We start from the raw sequence: 15806 nt of genomic DNA on the forward strand, positions 1-15806 counted from the left end.
CTGGGTTTGTTGTTTTTATTCGCCCGGGCCCGGGCAGCAGCCCGGGCCCGGCGGGCGCCGCCCGCCCGGTCGGTCCCTGCTCGCGCGCACGCGCCCGTGGATGCTGCTGGCGCCCGCCCTGCTCGTCCTCGCCGTGCTGCTCCTGTGGCCGCTCGTGCGGGTGGTGCTGTTCTCCCTGCAGGACTACGGCCTGAAGGAGATCGTCTCCGGCGAGCCGAACTGGATCGGCCTCGACAACTTCACCGAGATCTTCACCTCCGAGCAGCTCTGGGCGGTGGTGCTGCCGAACACCGTGGTGTTCGCTGTGCTGTCCGTCTCCTGCACGGTCGTGTTCGGCACCGCCGTGGCGGTGCTGCTCGCCTCGCTCGGGCGCTTCTGGCGCACCGTCGTGTCGAGCGCCATCATGGCGGCCTGGGCGATGCCCGCCGTCACCGGCACGTACGTGTGGATCTGGATCTTCGACGCCGACCGCGGCGTGTTCAACCACGTCCTGCAGTCCTTCGGGCTGCAGGACGCGCCCGTGAACTGGTTCACCGACCGCTGGTCGTTCTACGCCATCGTGCTCCTCAACGTGGTGCACCACGGCTTCCCGTTCGTCGCCATCACCGTGCTCGCCGGCCTGCTCGGCGTGCCGAAGGAGCTCCTGGAGGCCGCCCAGATCGACGGCGCCGGACCGTGGCGCCGGTTCTTCTCGGTGATCGTGCCGCAGCTGCGGCAGATCTTCGCGGTCGTGATCATCCTGTCGACCATCTGGGACTTCAAGGTGTTCGCGCAGGTCTACCTCATGCCGGGCGGCGCGGGCAGCAACCGTGACGTGCTCAACCTCGGGGTGTGGTCGTACACGGAGTCGTTCGGGCAGAACCGGTACGGCTTCGGCGCCGCCATCGCCGTCCTGCTCACCCTGTTGCTGCTCGGCATCACCGTCGCCTACGTGCGCACCATCCTGAAGGAGGAGGAGCTGTGAGCCGCCCCTCGACCACGGTCCAGGTGGGCAAGGGCGTGGCCGTCACGCTGCTGCTCGTCTTCACGCTGTTCCCGGCGTACTGGATGCTCGTGAGCGCCTTCGACGGCAAGGCCGGCCGCGGGTCGTCGTTCGTGCCCGCCGAGCCCACCCTGGAGCACTTCGAGTTCGTGCTCACCGACGGCGGCTTCGACGTCTTCCTGCGCAACTCGCTGCTGGTGGCGCTGCTGACGGTGCTCGCGTCGTCCCTGCTCGCCCTGCTGGCCTCCGTCGCGGTGGCGCGGTTCCGCTTCAAGCTGCGCACCCAGGTGCTCATGCTCGTGCTCGTCGTGCAGATGGTGCCCCTCGAGGCGCTCGTCATCCCGCTGTTCGTGCAGGTGCGCAACCTGGAGCTGCTCGGCACGCTCACCGGCCTCGTCGTCGTGTACGTCGCGCTCGCCCTGCCGTTCGGCATCTGGATGCTGCGCGGCTTCGTCGCGGCCGTGCCGGTCGAGCTGGAGGAGGCCGCCTACCTGGACGGCGCCACCTGGGGCCGGATGTTCCGCTCCATCCTGCTCCCGCTCGTGGCGCCCGGGCTCGTGGCCACCAGCATCTTCAGCTTCATCACGGCGTGGAACGAGTTCGTCTTCGCGATGACGCTGCTCGGCGGCGAGACCCAGAACTACACGGTGGCCATCGGTCTGCGGTCGTTCTTCGGGCAGCACTCCAACGACTGGGGCTCGATCATGGCGGCCTCGACCATCATCACCGTGCCCGTGATGATCTTCTTCATCCTGGTCCAGCGGCGGCTCGCCTCCGGCCTGACCGCCGGGGCGGTGAAGGGATGAGCGCGCCCGGCGCCGACGTCGTCCGGCGCGCCGTGCTCGGGGTGCTGCTCCCGGGGTTCTCGGGCAGCACGCCACCCGGCTGGCTGCTCGCCGCCGCGCGCGACGGCCTCGCCGGCGTCGTCCTGTTCGCGCACAACACGCCGGACCTCGCGACCACGGCGGCGCTCACCGCCCGCCTGCACGAGGCCGCCCCCGACCTCCTCGTCGCGACCGACGAGGAAGGCGGCGACGTGTCGCGGCTCGAGGCCTCGGCCGGGTCGTCCCTGCCCGGCGCCGCGGCGCTGGGCGCGGTCGACGACGCCGGGCTGACCCGCGACGCCGGGGAGGCGCTCGGCCGGCTGCTCGTGGCCGTCGGCGTCGACCTCGACCTCGCCCCCGTGCTCGACGTGGACGCGCCGGGCAACCCGGTGATCGGGGTGCGCGCGTTCGGCACCGACCCGGACCTCGTCGCACGGCACGGCGCCGCCTTCGCGCGCGGGCTGCAGCGCGGGGGCGCGGGGACGTGCGCGAAGCACTTCCCCGGGCACGGCTCGACCACCACCGACTCCCACCTCGAGCTGCCCGTCGTCGACGCCGACCTCGACACGCTGCACCGACGGGACCTCGTGCCGTTCGCCACCGCCCTCGCGACGGACGGCGTCGGCACCGATGACGCCCCCGCGGCCGACGCCCTCATGACGGCGCACGTCGTCGTGCCGGCGCTCGGCCCCGCGCCGGCGTCGCTCGAACCTGCCGTGGCCGCCCTGGCCCGCGAGCTCGGCCACGCCGGCCCCGTGATCACCGACGCCCTCGACATGCGCGCCGTCTCGGACGGGGCGGACGTGGGGGAGGTCGCGGTCCGCGCCGTCGAGGGCGGTGCGGACCTGCTGTGCCTCGGCACCACGGCGGGGCGCGAGGACGAGGCGCTGTTCCGCTCCGCCGTCGAGGCGCTCTCCGACGCGGTCCGCACCGGTCGCCTCACGCTGGAACGGCTCGCCGCGTCCCGCCGGCGCACCGACGCGCTCGCGGCACGGCTGCGCGCGCGGCGTGGGTTCGTGGACACCGGACGGGACGCCGCGCTCCGGGCGCAGGAGGCGCTCGCCGTCGTCGGCGCCGAGATCGCACGCCGCGCCGTCCGCACGGTGGGCCCCGCGGTCCCGGCGCTCGCCGACGCACCCGACGTCGTCGACCTGCGTCTGCGCCTCGACCACGCCGCCGGCCGCACGGCGACGCACGTGCAGCGTGCCGTCCAGGAACGCTGGCCCGGCGCGGGCCTGCACCCGGGGCCGGGTGCCCGGCTCGACGACGCCGGCTTCGACCAGCTGCGCGGGCAGCTCCTCGCCCGGTCCGCAGGGCCGGGTGCCGCCCCGCTGGTCGTCGTGACCCGCGAACCGGTGCCGGGCGGCGCCGAGCACGACCGGCTGGCCGCGCTGCAGCGCGTGCGGCCGGACCTCGTCGTCGTCCACACCGGCGTCCCGGAGGCGGGGGAGCGGTGGCTCGCCGCGCTGCCGGGCGGGCTGCCCCCGACCGTGCTCGCCTGCGGCACCGGACGCGCCAACGCCGAGGCCGCGGTGGCTCTGCTCGCCCCCGCGACCTCGCGTGCGGGGGTGGGGCGATGATCGTCATCGGCATCTCGTCCGGCACGAGCGTCGACGCGATCGATGCCGCAGCCGCCGACCTCGACCTGCGCGCGGACGGCTCCCTGCACCTGCGCCCGCTCGGGCACACCGAGTACCCCTGGCCCGACCACCTGAGGCGGCGGATCCTCGCGGCCCTGCCACCAGCGCCCGTCGACATGGGCGAGGTGTGCCAGCTCGACACGCTCGTCGGGCAGGAGCTCGGCGCCGCCGCCCGGCGCGCCGTGGACGACCTCGCCGGGGGCGACGCCGACCTCGTGGCCTCGCACGGCCAGACGCTGCACCACTGGGTGGTCGCGGGGCGCACGCGCGGCACCCTGCAGCTCGGCAACCCCGCCTGGGTCGCGGAGCGCTCCCGCCGGCCCGTGGTGAGCGACTTCCGCGTGGCCGACGTCGCGGCCGGCGGGCAGGGTGCGCCCCTGGTGAGCGTCCTCGACTCGCTGTGGCTCGGGCACGACGGCGAGGAGGGCGCCCGCGACACGGCGGCGCTGAACGTCGGCGGGATCGCCAACCTGACGATCGTCGGCGCACGCGACACGCCCGTCCTCGGCTGGGACACCGGACCGGGGAACTGCCTCGTCGACCACGTCGTGCAGCGCCTCACCGGCCAGCCGTTCGACCGCGACGGGGCGCTCGCCGCGCAGGGGACGGTCGACCCGGATGCCCTCGACGCGCTGCTCGCCGAGCCGTACTACGACCTCCCGGTCCCGCGCTCCACGGGCCGCGAGCTGTACGACGGCGAGTACGTCGCGACCCAGCTCGCCGCCGCAGGACTGAGCGCGGACCGGCTGAGCATCCCCGACCTCGTGGCCACGCTCACCGAGCTCACGGCGACCACCGTGGCCCGCTCGCTCGCCGAGCACGGCCCGGCGGGAGGCGTCGGGCGCGTCGTGATCTCCGGCGGCGGCGCGCGCAACCCCGTGCTCGTCGACCGTCTGCGGGCGCACCTGCCCACCACGACCGAGCTCGTCACGGCCGACGAGCTCGGGCTGCCCGGGGACGGCAAGGAGGCATACCTCTTCGCCCTGCTCGGCTTCCTCGGCGTGCACGGCGTGCCGGGCACCGCCCCCGGCCCGCAGCGGCGGCAGGCCACGGGCGCCCGCCGCCCCGTCGTCCTGGGGTCGCTCACCCCGCCGACCCCCCTGCCCGTCACCCCCGTGCGAGGCGCCGTACGGCGCCTCGTCCTCACCACCTCGCCCCCGGGCACTCTGACGAGCGCGAGCCTCCTGACGACCCCGAGAGGAAGCCACCGATGAGCGGAGCGAACGCCACCGACCCCACCGGAACCCCCGTCGACACGCCCGACGACCTGCTCGAGGTCGCGCGGCTCGTCTCGCCGACGGAGGAGCGCAACCCGCGCACCACCGACATCGACCTGCTGCCCGCGGCGGACGTGGTCCGGCTCATCCTCGACGAGGACGCCGGCGTCGCGGACGTGGTGCGGGCCGAGCAGTCCCGCGTCACGCAGGCCGTGGAGCTCGCCGTCGAGGCGATCCGCGCGGGCGGTCGCGTGCACTACGTGGGCGCGGGGACGTCCGGGCGCCTCGGCGTGCTGGACGCCGTCGAGCTCTCGCCGACGTACGACGTCGGGACGGAGTGGTTCGACGCCCACCTCGCCGGCGGGCCGGACGCGATGACGCTCGCGGTCGAGGGCGCGGAGGACGACGCCGAGGCGGGCCGCCGGGACCTCGACCACGTCGGCCCGCACGACCTCGTCGTCGGGCTCGCGGCGAGCGGCCGCACCCCGTACGTCGGCGGCGCGCTCGACCTGGCCCGTGAGCGCGGCGCGCGCACCGCGCTCGTCAGTGCCAACCCGGCGGCGCCGCTGGCCGGGCGGGTGGACGTCGCGATCCTCGTCGACACGGGCCCCGAGGCCGTCACCGGCTCCACGCGGATGAAGGCCGCCACCGCGCAGAAGATCGTGCTCAACACGTTCTCCACCGCCACGATGATCCGCCTGGGCAAGACGTACTCGAACCTCATGGTGGACGTGCGCGCCACCAACGCGAAGCTCCGCGCACGGCTCGTGCGGCTGCTCAGCCAGGCGACCGGCCTGACGCCCGAGGTGTGCGCGCCCGTCCTCGCCGACGCGGACGGAGAGGTGCAGGTCGCCCTCGTCATGCTGCTCGCCGGGGTGGACGTCGCGTCCGCCCGCGACGCCCTCGCCGGCGGGGACGGCGTCCGCGGCGCCCTCGCACGTCTGGGTGCCGCCCCGTCGAGGTAGCACGAGCCCTGCCGAGGTAGCACGGGTCCTGCCGAGGTAGTACGGGTCCTGCCGAGGTAGCACAAGCCCTGCCGAGCTAGCACGAGCAGTGCCGAGGTAGCACGAGCAGTGCCGAGGTAGTGCGGGTCCTGTCGAGGTAGTACGAGTACTGCCGAGGTAGTGCGGGCCGTGCCGAGGTAGTGCCCCGGCTACCTCGACGGGGGCGGGGTGGGGCGCGCGCCGAAGACGGCGGTGCCGACGCGGACGACGGTGGCCCCCTCGGCGACGGCGAGCTCGAGGTCGCCGGTCATGCCCATGGAGAGCTCGCGGGCGTCGGACGTCCCGGGCGCGCCGCTCGCCAGGACGTCGTCGCGCACGGCGCGCAGGCGGGCGAATCCGGCGCGCACGAGCGCGTCGTCGTCCGAGCGGGCGCCGATGGTCATGAAGCCGGTGAGACGCAGGCCGGGCAGCGCGGCGACGTCGCGTGCGAGCGCCGCGGCGTCGTCGGGCGCGACGCCGGACTTGCTGTCCTCGCCGGACACGTTGACCTGCACGAGGACGTCGAGGGTGCGGCCGTCGCGCGCGCAGCGGGTGGACAGCGCCCGGGCGAGGTCGAGGGAGTCGACCGAGTCGACGCCCGTCGCGGCGACGAGGACGGCGTTCACCTTGTTCTTCTGCAGGTGCCCGATGAGGTGGGCCTCGACCCGTCCGGCGGCGACGAGGGCGGCGAGCGCCGGGGCCTTCGCGACGAGCTCCTGCACGCGGTTCTCGCCCACCAGGACGGGACGGTCGTCGCCGGCCGCGTCGGCGAGGTCGAGGGCGGCGCGCACCCCGTCGAGCACGGTCGTGGCGTCCTGGGTCTTGGTGGCCAGCAGCACCCGGACGTCGCGGGGGTCGCGGCCCGCGGCGCGGGCGGCCGCGGCGACGCGGTCGTGGACGGCGGCGAGGCGTGCGGGGATCCCGGGACGGTCGGTGGGCATGGCGCCAGTCTACGAACGCGCGCACGCCGCCCGGACCAGGGTCGGGTCAGGGGGATCCCGGGTGGTGGTGCGCGCCGCGGGCGGGCGAGGATGGGGGAGTGAAGGCCCTGCTCAACATCATCTGGCTCGTCTTCGGCGGCTTCTGGCTGGCGCTCGGCTACGCCGCCGCCGGGATCCTGTGCTGCGTCACGATCGTCGCCATCCCGTGGGGCATCGCGTCCTTCCGGATCGCGGGGTACGCGCTGTGGCCGTTCGGCCGCACCGTGGTCGACAAGCCGGAGGCCGGGGGGTGGTCGGTGCTCGGCAACATCATCTGGATCGTGTTCGCCGGCATCTGGCTCACCATCGGGCACATCACGACGGCGATCGCGCAGGCGATCACGATCATCGGCATCCCGCTCGCGATCGCGAACCTCAAGATGATCCCGATCTCGCTGCTGCCGCTCGGCAAGGACATCGTGCCCAGCGACGCGCGGTACCCGTCGTACCAGCACTGAACCGGCACTGAACCGGCACTGACCGCCGTCAGGCGCGGGCGATCGGGGCCAGCCGGCCGTCGGTGAGCCGCAGCAGCGCGTCGGGGGAGAGCGAGACGTCCAGCCCTCGGCGTCCGGCGGACACGTAGACGACGTCGAGCGCGGCCGCCGACTCGTCCAGCACGGTGGTGTGACGCTGCTTCTGACCGAGCGGGGAGATCCCGCCGACCACGTACCCGGTGGCGCGCTGCGCCGCAGCAGGGTCGGCCATCACCGCGCGCCTGCCGCCGACGGCGCGCGCGAGAGCCTTGAGGTCCAGGGACCCGGCCACGGGCACGATCCCGACCACGAGCCGTCCGTCGACGTCCGCCAGCAGCGTCTTGAACACCTGCGCCGGGTCGGCGCCCAGGGCGGCAGCCGCCTCCAGCCCGTAGCTCAGCGTCGACGCCGGGTCGTGCTCGTAGGGGTGCAGCTCGTACGGCACCCCCGCCCGGTCGAGCGCGACGACGGCCTGTGTCCCGTGCGAGCGCTGCCCGCTCTTCTTCGCCACGGGGTGATTCTGCCCGGTCGCGCGCTGCCGGTCGCGCTCTGCCCGTCGCGCAACGAGCGTGCTGACCTGATCCTCATTCCGGCGGTTTGAGGAGCAGGTCAGCACGCACGTTGCGGCCGGGTACGGTGGTCCGGTGCTGCTGCTCCTCGTCCTCGCGATCCTCGTGGGCGGGGCGCTCCAGCGGGTCACAGGCATGGGGTTCGGCCTCGTCGCGGGCCCGTTCATCGTGCTCGTCGTCGGCCCGCTCGAGGGCGTGCTGTTCGTCAACCTCGCCGGCTCGATCGCGTCCGCCCTGATCCTCGGCCGCGTCGTGCGCGACGTCGACTGGCGGCGCTACGCGTGGCTCGCGACCACGTCGGTGCTGGTCATGGTGCCGTCCGCCCTGTTGCTGCGCGACGCCAGCACGGCGGCCCTGGAGATCACCATCGGCGCGCTCGTGATCGCCGCCATGACGCTCGCCGTCGTCACCACCCGCCTGCGCCGCGGCGGGCGCCATCCGCTGCGGGCCGGGTCCCGGGCCCCGCTGGTCGTCACGGGCATGGCGAGCGGCGTGGGCAGCGTGGCCGCGGGCGTCGGCGGGCCGCCCCTGGCCATCTACTCCGTCCTGAGCGGGTGGGAGCCCCGCGCCTTCGCCGCGACCGCGCAGCCGTTCTTCGCCACCAACGCGCTCGCTGCGCTCGCGGCGAAGCTGCTGCTCACGGACGCGTCGTTCCCGCCCTTCGCCGTGTGGCAGTGGGCCGTGGTGCTCGGTGCTGTCGTCGCCGGGCTGGTCGTCGGGGACCGGCTGGCGCCCCACGTGTCGGCCGTCGCCGTCCGCCGCGGGCTCGTGGTGCTCGCGTACGCCGGCGGCGTCGCCACCCTCGTGCAGGGCGTGCTCCACCTGGGATGAGCGGGCGCCCGACGCGCCCGTGCCAGGGCCCCGTCAGGCCTGCCGGTCGTCCGGCTCGCGGTGCCGCGGCCCGTCCGCCGGTCGGTCCGTCGGACCCGCCGTCGACGTGTCCGGCCGGTCCGGGTCCAGCTCGTCGGCGCGGCGCAGGTGCTCGTCCACCTGGGCCCGGCGCTCGCCGAGGCTCGCGTCCCGGCTCCGGGCCTCCTCCTGCAGGCGCGCCGCCTCCGCAGCCTTCTGGTCGGCCTCCGCCTGCGACATCCGGGCCTGCGCGTCGAGCTTCGCGGCGGCGGCCTCGCGCTCCTGCACGGCGATCCGGTCGTGCTCCGCCTTCTGGCGCAGCTCGGCCGCCTCGTCGCGCCGCTCCGCCTGCCGGCGCTCCTGGGCGGCCCGCGACCGGCGTGCGAGCATCACGGCGAGCAGCACCAGCAGCAGCACGACGACGACGGCGACGACGATCCAGACGATGGTCGTGGTGTCCATCACGGACTCCTGACGTCAGGGGCGCCGGGGTCGGCGCCCTGTGACGATCACAGGGCGGGTCGGCGTTGCTTGCAACCGGCGCCGCGGCGTCAGGACCGGCCGACGTCCACCACGGTGAGCACGACGGCGCCCGCCTCGTCGCTGGCGGCGAGGTCCACCAGGGCGGTGATCGCCCAGTCGTGGTCGCCGTCGGCGTCGTCCAGCACCTGGCGCACCCACCAGGTGCCGGTGGGCACCTGACCGTGCTCGGTGCCGTCCGGCGTGACCGTCGTGGCACCGCCCGGCAGGTCGGCGCCCGGCTCGAGGACAGTCAGAAGCCCGGCGGAGCGGGCGGCCGGGCCGATGCCGACGGCGTCGTCGCCCTGTGCCTCGAACAGCGGGTCGAGGGCCGCGGCCCAGGCGTCGCCGTCCCAGCCGTGCGCACCGTCGAGCGTCCCGAGCGCGTCGTAGTGCTCGCGGGCGGCGAGCTCGACGCGGCGGAACATGGCGTTGCGCACGAGGCGCCGGAAGGCGCGCGGGTTGCCCGTGACGGGCCGGGCGGGCGCCTCCGCGCCGGCCTCGGCGAGCTCGCCCTCGACGACGGTGTCCGCGTCGTCGTCGACCGGGTTCTGCAGGCGCTCCCACTCGTCGAGCAGGGACGAGTCGACGCCGCGCACGAGCTCGCCGAGCCACTCGACGACCTCGTGCACCTCCTCGGAGCGGTGCTCCTCGGGCACGACCTGGCGCAGCGCACGGTAGGCGTCGGCGAGGTAGCGCAGCACCACGCCCTCGGTGCGCTCCAGCCCGTACACGCTGACCAGCTCGGCGAACGTCATCGCCTGCTCGAGCATGTCGCGCACCACGGACTTGGGCGCGAGCTCGGCGTCGGCCACCCACGGGTTGGCCCGCTTGTACGTGGCGAACGCGGGCTCGAGCAGGTCGGCGAGCGGCCGCGGCCACGAGACGTCCTCGAGCGCCTCCATGCGCTCCTCGTACTCCATGCCCTCGGCCTTCATCGCCGCGACGGCCTCGCCCTTCGCCTTGCTCTGCTGGGCGTAGAGGATCTGGCGGGGGTCGTCGAGGGTCGCCTCGATGACGGAGACGACGTCGAGCGCGTGGGTGGGGCTCTCCACGTCGAGCAGGTCCATCGCGGCGAGCGCGAACGGCGACAGCGGGGCGTTCAGCGCGAAGTCCCGCGGCAGGTCGACGACGAGCCGGACGCTGGGCCGGTACCCGGCCGGGCGGGACGGGTCCGGCACGCGCACCTTCTCCACGACGCCCGCGATGCGCAGGGACCGGTAGATGCGGAACGTCTGGCGCACGTGCTTGGCCTGCTGCGCCTCGGTGTCGTGGTTCGCGGCGAGCAGGTGCCGCATCGCCTCCACGGGGTCGGCGCCCTCGCGGCCGCCGGCCCGCTCGTCGCGGGTGCGGGCCAGCACGTTGAGCACCATGGCGTGGTTGACGTGGAACTGGCTCGTGAGGGGCTCGGGGTCGGCGTCGCGCAGCCGCTCGAACGTGGAGTCCGTCCAGTTCACGGACCCGGTGGGCGCCTTCTTGCGCACCACCTTCTTGAGCTTCTTGGGGTCGTCGCCCGCCTTGGCGAGCAGCTTGCGGTTCTCGATGACGTGCTCGGGCGCCATGACGAGCACCTCGCCCACCGTGTCGAAGCCCGCACGCCCGGCCCGGCCCGAGATCTGGTGGAACTCGCGCGCCGTGAGGTGGCGCATGCGCTCGCCGTCGTACTTCACCAGGGACGTCATGAGCACCGTGCGGATGGGCACGTTGATCCCGACGCCGAGGGTGTCCGTGCCGCACACCACCTTGAGCAGCCCGCGCTGGGTGAGCCGCTCCACGAGGCGCCGGTACTTGGGCAGCATGCCCGCGTGGTGCACGCCGATGCCGGCGCGCAGGAACTTGCTGAGCGTCTTGCCGAAGCCGGTGCCGAACCGGAACGCGCCGATCTCGGCGGCGATGGCGGCCTTCTCGTCCTTGGAGGCGAGGGGCGTGGACAGCAGCGCCTGGGCGCGCTCGACGGCGTCCTTCTGCGTGAAGTGCACGACGTAGACCGGCGCGCGGTGCGTCGTGACGAGCTCGGCGATGACGTCGGTGAGCGGCTCGACGACGTAGGAGAACGTCAGCGGCACCGGGCGCTCGGCGCCCGCGACCTCCGCGACGGGTCGGCCGCTGCGCTCGGTGAGGTCCTCGCGCAGCCGGGTGGTGTCGCCGAGCGTGGCCGACATGAGCACGAACTGCGTGCGCGGCAGCTCGAGCAGCGGCACCTGCCACGCCCAGCCGCGCTGCCGGTCGCCGTAGAAGTGGAACTCGTCCATGACGACCTGGGCGATCGCGTCGTCGGCGTCGCCGCCGTCGTCGTCCCCGCGGCGCAGCGCCAGGTTGGCGAGGATCTCCGCGGTGCAGCAGATGATCGGGGCGTCCGCGTTGACCGCGGAGTCGCCCGTCATCATGCCGACGTTGCGCGACCCGAACGCGGCGACCAGGTCGAAGAACTTCTCGCTCACCAGCGCCTTGAGGGGCGCGGTGTAGAAGGTGCGCCCGCCGCGGCCCGAGCGGCGGTTCGCCAGGGCGGCGAACTGCGCGCCCATCGCGACCATCGACTTGCCCGAGCCGGTGGGCGTCGCCAGCACCACGTGCGATCCCGTCATTACCTCGAGGAGCGCCTCCTCCTGGTGCGGGTACAGCGGGCGCCCCGTGCCGGTAGCCCACTCGCCGAAGCCCTCGAACAGCACGTCGGGGTCCGGGGCCCCTCCGGTGGGTGCGGGCAGGTACGGCAGCAGCGTGCCGGCGGGGCGGGGGGCGGCGTCGGCCGAGGTCGGGGAGGTCATCGCGGGCCATTCTTCCAGGCCGTACCGGCACCCGGCGCTCGGTACGGGGACTGCGTCCTCAGCCGAGGTCCCACAGCCGCCGGTAGAAGGTGATGCGCCGCGGGTCGGGCGCGATGCCGTAGGCGTCGAAGAACGCGGGCTCGTACCCGTCGCCGTAGTTCCACTCCAGGCTGTAGCTCGCCACCGCGAGGTCGGCCCACCGGTCGGCGACGCCGAGCGCGTCGAGGTCGACGTGCGCGGTCCAGCGGCCGCCGTCGTCGAGCAGGGTGTTGGGCGCGCACGGGTCGCCGTGGCACACGACGAGCCGGTCGACGTCGGGCACGTCGCCGACCTGCGCGCGGGCGGCCGGGCTCAGGCGGCCGACGCGGTCGGCGACGCTCCACGTGAACGGGCAGTCGTCGACCGGGAGCGTGTCGTGCAGGGCGCGCAGCCCGGCGCCGATCGCGCGTGCCGCGGTCTCGGGACGGGCCAGCCAGCGCGGGTCGACGGCGGAGCGCCCGGGGATGCCGGCCGTCAGCAGCCAGCGGCCCTCGGCGTCCTGCCCGCGGTCGAGCACGCGGGGGACCGGGGTCCACCGGCCCGCCCAGGCGAGCCGTTCGGCCTCGGCGTCGAGGTCGAGCCCGTCGACGCCCGCCGGGACCCACTTGACGTAGCGGTCGTCCTCGGCGAGCCCGACGGAGGCGGGACGCCCGGGGGTCGAGAGCCGGAAGGTGAGGCCGCCGAGCTCGTTGCGCCACACGGGCGCGACGTCGTCGCCGCCCGCGAGCGCCCGGACCCGGTCGGGGACGGTGACGGGCGTGGACGGGACGGCGGAGAGGGCGCGGGACATGGGGCGATCCTCGCACCGGGCGTCGTGGGGGCCTACGGCTTGGCGAGCGGTTCGACCGGTTCGACCGTCGGTGCGACGCGGCGCGTGGCCGCCTCGCCCTGCTGCACGACCACGACCCCGGCGAGGACGAGCAGCCCGCCGACGAGCTGGACGGGGCGCGGCAGCTCGTCCAGGAGGACCCAGGCGAAGAACACGGCGCTGACCACCTCGACCAGTCCGACGAACGACGCGGGTCGCGCGCCCAGGCGGCGGCCGGCCGCGACGCCGGTGACGTAGGCGACGCCGGCGGTCACGACGCCCAGCGCCGCGAGCGCGGCCCAGGCGGGGACGACGGCGTCGGCGAGCCGTACGGGGGCGGCGGAGGTGGTCACCGGCAGGACGCCGACGAGGGCGAGCAGACCGAGGAGCACGGCGCCGACGGTGAGCCCGCCGGCGGCGAGGCTCAGGGGCGGCAGGCCGGTGTCGGTGCGGGCGTTGAGCAGGAAGTAGGCCGAGACGCCGACCATCGCGCCGAGCGCCCACGCGACCCCCACGGGGTCGAGCCGTGCGCCCGTGAGGTCGAGGACGAGCACGAGGCCGGCGGCGGCCAGGGCGATGCCGGCGAGCGTGGCGCGGCCGGGCCGCTGCCCGTGCCGCAGCCAGAGCCAGGCGACGACCGCTGCGGGCGAGGAGTACTCGATCAGGAGCGCGGGGCCTACCTGCATGTGCTGCACCGCGGCGAAGTAGCAGAACTGGGTGGCGGCGACGCCGAGCGCGCCGTAGGCGAGCAGCAGCCGGAGGTTGCGGCGCACGGGGGACCAGTCGCCGCGCAGGGCGACGATCCCGAAGGGCAGGACGACGAGGGCGCCGGTCGCGACCCGCACGAGCACCACCGCGCCGGGGCTCCAGCCGTTCGCGAACAGTCCGGCCGCGAGCGGGCCGGAGAGGCTGAACGTGATCGCGGAGACGACGGCGAGCGTCAGGCCCGCGCTGAGCCCGGTGTGCCGCGAGGGGGGCGCGTCATGCGCCATTGCTGCCATGACTCATGACGCTAGGGGTGGGACGGGTAATGTGTCAACATGCCGTTCGCTCATGACACCGTGGCTGAGCTCCGGGCCGCCGTCGCGCTCGTGAACTCCGCCGAGCCCCCGGAGACGCTCGAGACCGTCGCCGACCTCGACGCCTTCTTCCGGGAGCACGACTACACCGGCCGGCACGACCGCACGGAGCAGGAGCTCGCCCAGGTGCGCGCGCTGCGCCCCCGCCTGCGCCGCCTCCTGCTCGCCGACCGCGACACGGCCGCCGCGCTGGTCAACGACCTCCTGGCGGGAGTGCCGGTGCACCCCCGTCTCGTGCGGCACGGGGGCGAGGACTGGCACGTGCACGCGACCGCGGACGACGCCCCGTTCGCCACGCGGGTCGGCGTCGAGACCGCGATGGCGATGATCGACGTCGTCCGCGACGACGAGCACTCGCGGCTGGCCGTGTGCGCCGACGCCGACTGCCAGGGACTCGTACTCGACCTGTCGCGCAACCGTTCCCGGCGCTACTGCTCCACCGCGTGCACCAACCGCAACGCGCAGGCCGCGCTGCGCGCACGTCGCGCCCGCTGACGTATCGGCACGCAGCGCACCTGCTCCCTCCCCGCGAGGATGCCGGGGTCACCCAGGGCGACGACCGCCCGGCCCGGCCCCACGAAGGAGGTGGCGATGCCCGTCACGACCGTCCGAGCCCTCGACCCCTGGCCCGCCGTGCGCCCCGGCGACCGGTCCCGCCCCGTCGGCACGCTGCAGCACCTGCTGAACGAGCACGGCCACGACCTCGACGTCGATGCGTCGTGCGGGCCGCTGAGCGAGGCGGCCGTGCGCACGTCGCAGCGCGACCTCGGGCTGGTCGTCGACGGTGTCGTCGGGCCGCGGACCTGGGACGCCCTCGTCGTCACCGTCACGAACGGCCACCGCGGCCACGCCGTGCGCGGCGCGCAGGTCGAGCTCGCCGCCCGCACCGGGTCGGTCGTCGTCGACGGCGTCTTCGGGGCGCGGACCGAGGCGGCGGTCCGCGAGCTCCAGCTGGCGCTGTCCACGTTCGGCGTCCTCGTGGACGGTGTCGTCGGCCCGCTCACCTGGCGCGCCATGGTGAGCGGGATGGTGAGCGGGATGGCGAGCGGGACGGTCTGCGACTGAACGCCGGGGCTGGCGCGTCAGGCGTCCGGCGCGCTCCCCAGGAGCGCGTCGCAGACGTCGACCAGCCGCGCCCGCAGCTCCTGCCCGCGCACGGCGAACCCGCGCTGGCGGCGCACGTACTCCGCCTTGCCCTCGGGCGTCTCGATCGCGACGGCCTCGACGCCGTACGACGAGACGTCGTAGGGGGCGGCGGCCATGTCGGTGTAGCGGATGTCGCGGGCGAGCTCGAAGGCGTCGAGCAGCAGGTCGCCGGGCGCCGCGGGTCCCAGCTTGAGCGCCCACTTGTACAGGTCCATCCCGGCGTGCAGGCAGCCCGGCTGCTCCATCGCGGGCTGGCGCTCGCGGCTGGGCCGCAGCTGGTTGCGGTCGGTGGCCTCCGGCGTGAAGAACCGGTAGGCGTCGAAGTGGGAGCAGCCGATGCGGTGCGACTCGACGACGGCGTCCGTGCCGTCGTGCCCCAGCCGCAGGGGCAGCGGGTGGCGGTGGTCGCGACCCGCGGCCCGGTCGCGGTACACCATCGCCCACTCGTGCAGCCCGAAGCAGCCGAACGTGCCGGGGCGCCCCGCCGTCGCGGACACGAGGGCGCGCACGTACCGGACCGTGTCGCCGCGGTCGGCGACGAAGGCGGCGGTGTCGAGCGTGACGCCCGTGTTCGTCTGTCCCGTGCCGTCCGGGAGCGCCACCTCGTGGTACCAGCGCCAGCCGGCGTGCTCGGACGTGCCCGCGAGCACCACGCCCGGTCCGGGGTGCCAGCGGCGCAGGTGGTTCACGCGGGTCGGGTAGTAGGTGAACAGGAAGTCCTCGATCGCGTGCGGCTCGCCCCGGTCGTGGGCGCCGCGCCACACCGCGGTCAGGTGGTCGGCCCGGGCGGCGTGCGCAGCGGCGTGCGCGTCCCGGTCCGCGGGCGCGACGACGGTCGCGGCCGGGTCGGCCGCCGGGAGGTCGAGGGTCGCCGCGCGCACCCCACCAGGGTACGAGCGCAGCGGGCGCGCCCCACGCCGGACTAGCGTG

The 15806-nt window shown here is 74.8% G+C and carries 16 protein-coding genes; 9 read left to right on the forward strand and 7 right to left on the reverse strand.

Annotated features, from left to right (window positions below; all coding sequences use genetic code 11):
* Window positions 1-100: 100 nt before the first annotated feature.
* From ACWGKI_RS00730 to ACWGKI_RS00750, 5 genes are read left to right on the forward strand one after another with little or no spacing between them, the layout of a single operon-like run.
* The gene (locus ACWGKI_RS00730) at window positions 101-964 is read left to right on the forward strand and encodes a carbohydrate ABC transporter permease (protein ID WP_380244944.1); all 864 of its coding nucleotides are present in this window, start codon (window positions 101-103) and stop codon (window positions 962-964) included.
* Window positions 961-1788, forward strand: a complete 828-nt coding sequence (locus tag ACWGKI_RS00735; RefSeq protein WP_380244943.1) for a carbohydrate ABC transporter permease — start codon at window positions 961-963, stop codon at window positions 1786-1788. Before ACWGKI_RS00730 ends, ACWGKI_RS00735 begins: the two co-directional genes overlap by 4 nt.
* Window positions 1785-3386 (forward strand): glycoside hydrolase family 3 N-terminal domain-containing protein, encoded by a 1602-nt coding sequence (locus ACWGKI_RS00740; RefSeq protein WP_452183863.1) that lies wholly within the window; start codon window positions 1785-1787, stop codon window positions 3384-3386. The genes ACWGKI_RS00735 and ACWGKI_RS00740 overlap by 4 nt, the downstream gene beginning before the upstream one ends.
* On the forward strand, window positions 3383-4660 hold the full coding sequence (locus ACWGKI_RS00745; RefSeq protein WP_452183865.1) for an anhydro-N-acetylmuramic acid kinase: 1278 nt from the start codon (window positions 3383-3385) through the stop codon (window positions 4658-4660). Before ACWGKI_RS00740 ends, ACWGKI_RS00745 begins: the two co-directional genes overlap by 4 nt.
* The gene (locus tag ACWGKI_RS00750; protein WP_452183867.1) at window positions 4657-5628 is read left to right on the forward strand and encodes an N-acetylmuramic acid 6-phosphate etherase; all 972 of its coding nucleotides are present in this window, start codon (window positions 4657-4659) and stop codon (window positions 5626-5628) included. Before ACWGKI_RS00745 ends, ACWGKI_RS00750 begins: the two co-directional genes overlap by 4 nt.
* 188 nt (window positions 5629-5816) lie before the next feature.
* On the opposite strand, the gene ACWGKI_RS00755 is transcribed toward ACWGKI_RS00750, so the two are convergent.
* Window positions 5817-6587, reverse strand: coding sequence for a YggS family pyridoxal phosphate-dependent enzyme (locus ACWGKI_RS00755; RefSeq protein WP_380244939.1), 771 nt, complete (start codon window positions 6585-6587; stop codon window positions 5817-5819).
* Between the two features lie 98 nt (window positions 6588-6685).
* Between ACWGKI_RS00755 and ACWGKI_RS00760 the strand changes: the two genes are divergently transcribed.
* Window positions 6686-7084 (forward strand): YccF domain-containing protein, encoded by a 399-nt coding sequence (locus ACWGKI_RS00760; RefSeq protein WP_452183869.1) that lies wholly within the window; start codon window positions 6686-6688, stop codon window positions 7082-7084.
* A 28-nt stretch (window positions 7085-7112) separates the two neighbouring features.
* Here ACWGKI_RS00760 and ybaK read toward each other — a convergent pair whose 3' ends face one another.
* Window positions 7113-7613, reverse strand: coding sequence for a Cys-tRNA(Pro) deacylase (gene ybaK / locus ACWGKI_RS00765; protein ID WP_452183871.1), 501 nt, complete (start codon window positions 7611-7613; stop codon window positions 7113-7115).
* 133 nt (window positions 7614-7746) lie between these two features.
* Between ybaK and ACWGKI_RS00770 the strand changes: the two genes are divergently transcribed.
* On the forward strand, window positions 7747-8502 hold the full coding sequence (locus ACWGKI_RS00770; protein WP_452183873.1) for a TSUP family transporter: 756 nt from the start codon (window positions 7747-7749) through the stop codon (window positions 8500-8502).
* Between the two features lie 33 nt (window positions 8503-8535).
* On the opposite strand, the gene ACWGKI_RS00775 is transcribed toward ACWGKI_RS00770, so the two are convergent.
* The 4 genes from ACWGKI_RS00775 to ACWGKI_RS00790 all read right to left on the reverse strand — a co-directional run bounded on the left by ACWGKI_RS00775 (window position 8536) and on the right by ACWGKI_RS00790 (window position 13652).
* Window positions 8536-8982, reverse strand: a complete 447-nt coding sequence (locus ACWGKI_RS00775) for a hypothetical protein (RefSeq protein WP_380244935.1) — start codon at window positions 8980-8982, stop codon at window positions 8536-8538.
* A gap of 89 nt (window positions 8983-9071) precedes the next feature.
* On the reverse strand, window positions 9072-11804 hold the full coding sequence (locus tag ACWGKI_RS00780) for a DEAD/DEAH box helicase (protein ID WP_452183876.1): 2733 nt from the start codon (window positions 11802-11804) through the stop codon (window positions 9072-9074).
* A 58-nt stretch (window positions 11805-11862) separates the two neighbouring features.
* Window positions 11863-12633: a phosphotransferase gene (locus tag ACWGKI_RS00785; RefSeq protein ID WP_452183878.1), complete on the reverse strand. Its 771-nt coding sequence runs from the start codon at window positions 12631-12633 to the stop codon at window positions 11863-11865.
* 32 nt (window positions 12634-12665) lie between these two features.
* Window positions 12666-13652, reverse strand: a complete 987-nt coding sequence (locus ACWGKI_RS00790; RefSeq protein WP_452183880.1) for an EamA family transporter — start codon at window positions 13650-13652, stop codon at window positions 12666-12668.
* Window positions 13653-13691: 39 nt separating this feature from the next.
* Here ACWGKI_RS00790 and ACWGKI_RS00795 point away from each other — a divergent pair, with 39 nt between their 5' ends.
* Together ACWGKI_RS00795 and ACWGKI_RS00800 are read left to right on the forward strand one after the other, a co-directional pair.
* On the forward strand, window positions 13692-14225 hold the full coding sequence (locus tag ACWGKI_RS00795) for a CGNR zinc finger domain-containing protein (protein WP_452183882.1): 534 nt from the start codon (window positions 13692-13694) through the stop codon (window positions 14223-14225).
* A gap of 96 nt (window positions 14226-14321) precedes the next feature.
* A complete protein-coding gene (locus ACWGKI_RS00800) occupies window positions 14322-14795 on the forward strand; it encodes a peptidoglycan-binding domain-containing protein (RefSeq protein ID WP_452183884.1) in 474 nt (157 codons plus the stop codon).
* Between the two features lie 17 nt (window positions 14796-14812).
* Here ACWGKI_RS00800 and ACWGKI_RS00805 read toward each other — a convergent pair whose 3' ends face one another.
* Entirely contained in the window at window positions 14813-15757 is a 945-nt protein-coding gene (locus ACWGKI_RS00805) for a 3-methyladenine DNA glycosylase (protein WP_452183886.1), read from the reverse strand.
* Window positions 15758-15806 lie beyond the last annotated feature (49 nt).

The sequence above is a fragment of the Isoptericola sp. NPDC055881 genome, assembly GCF_053615895.1.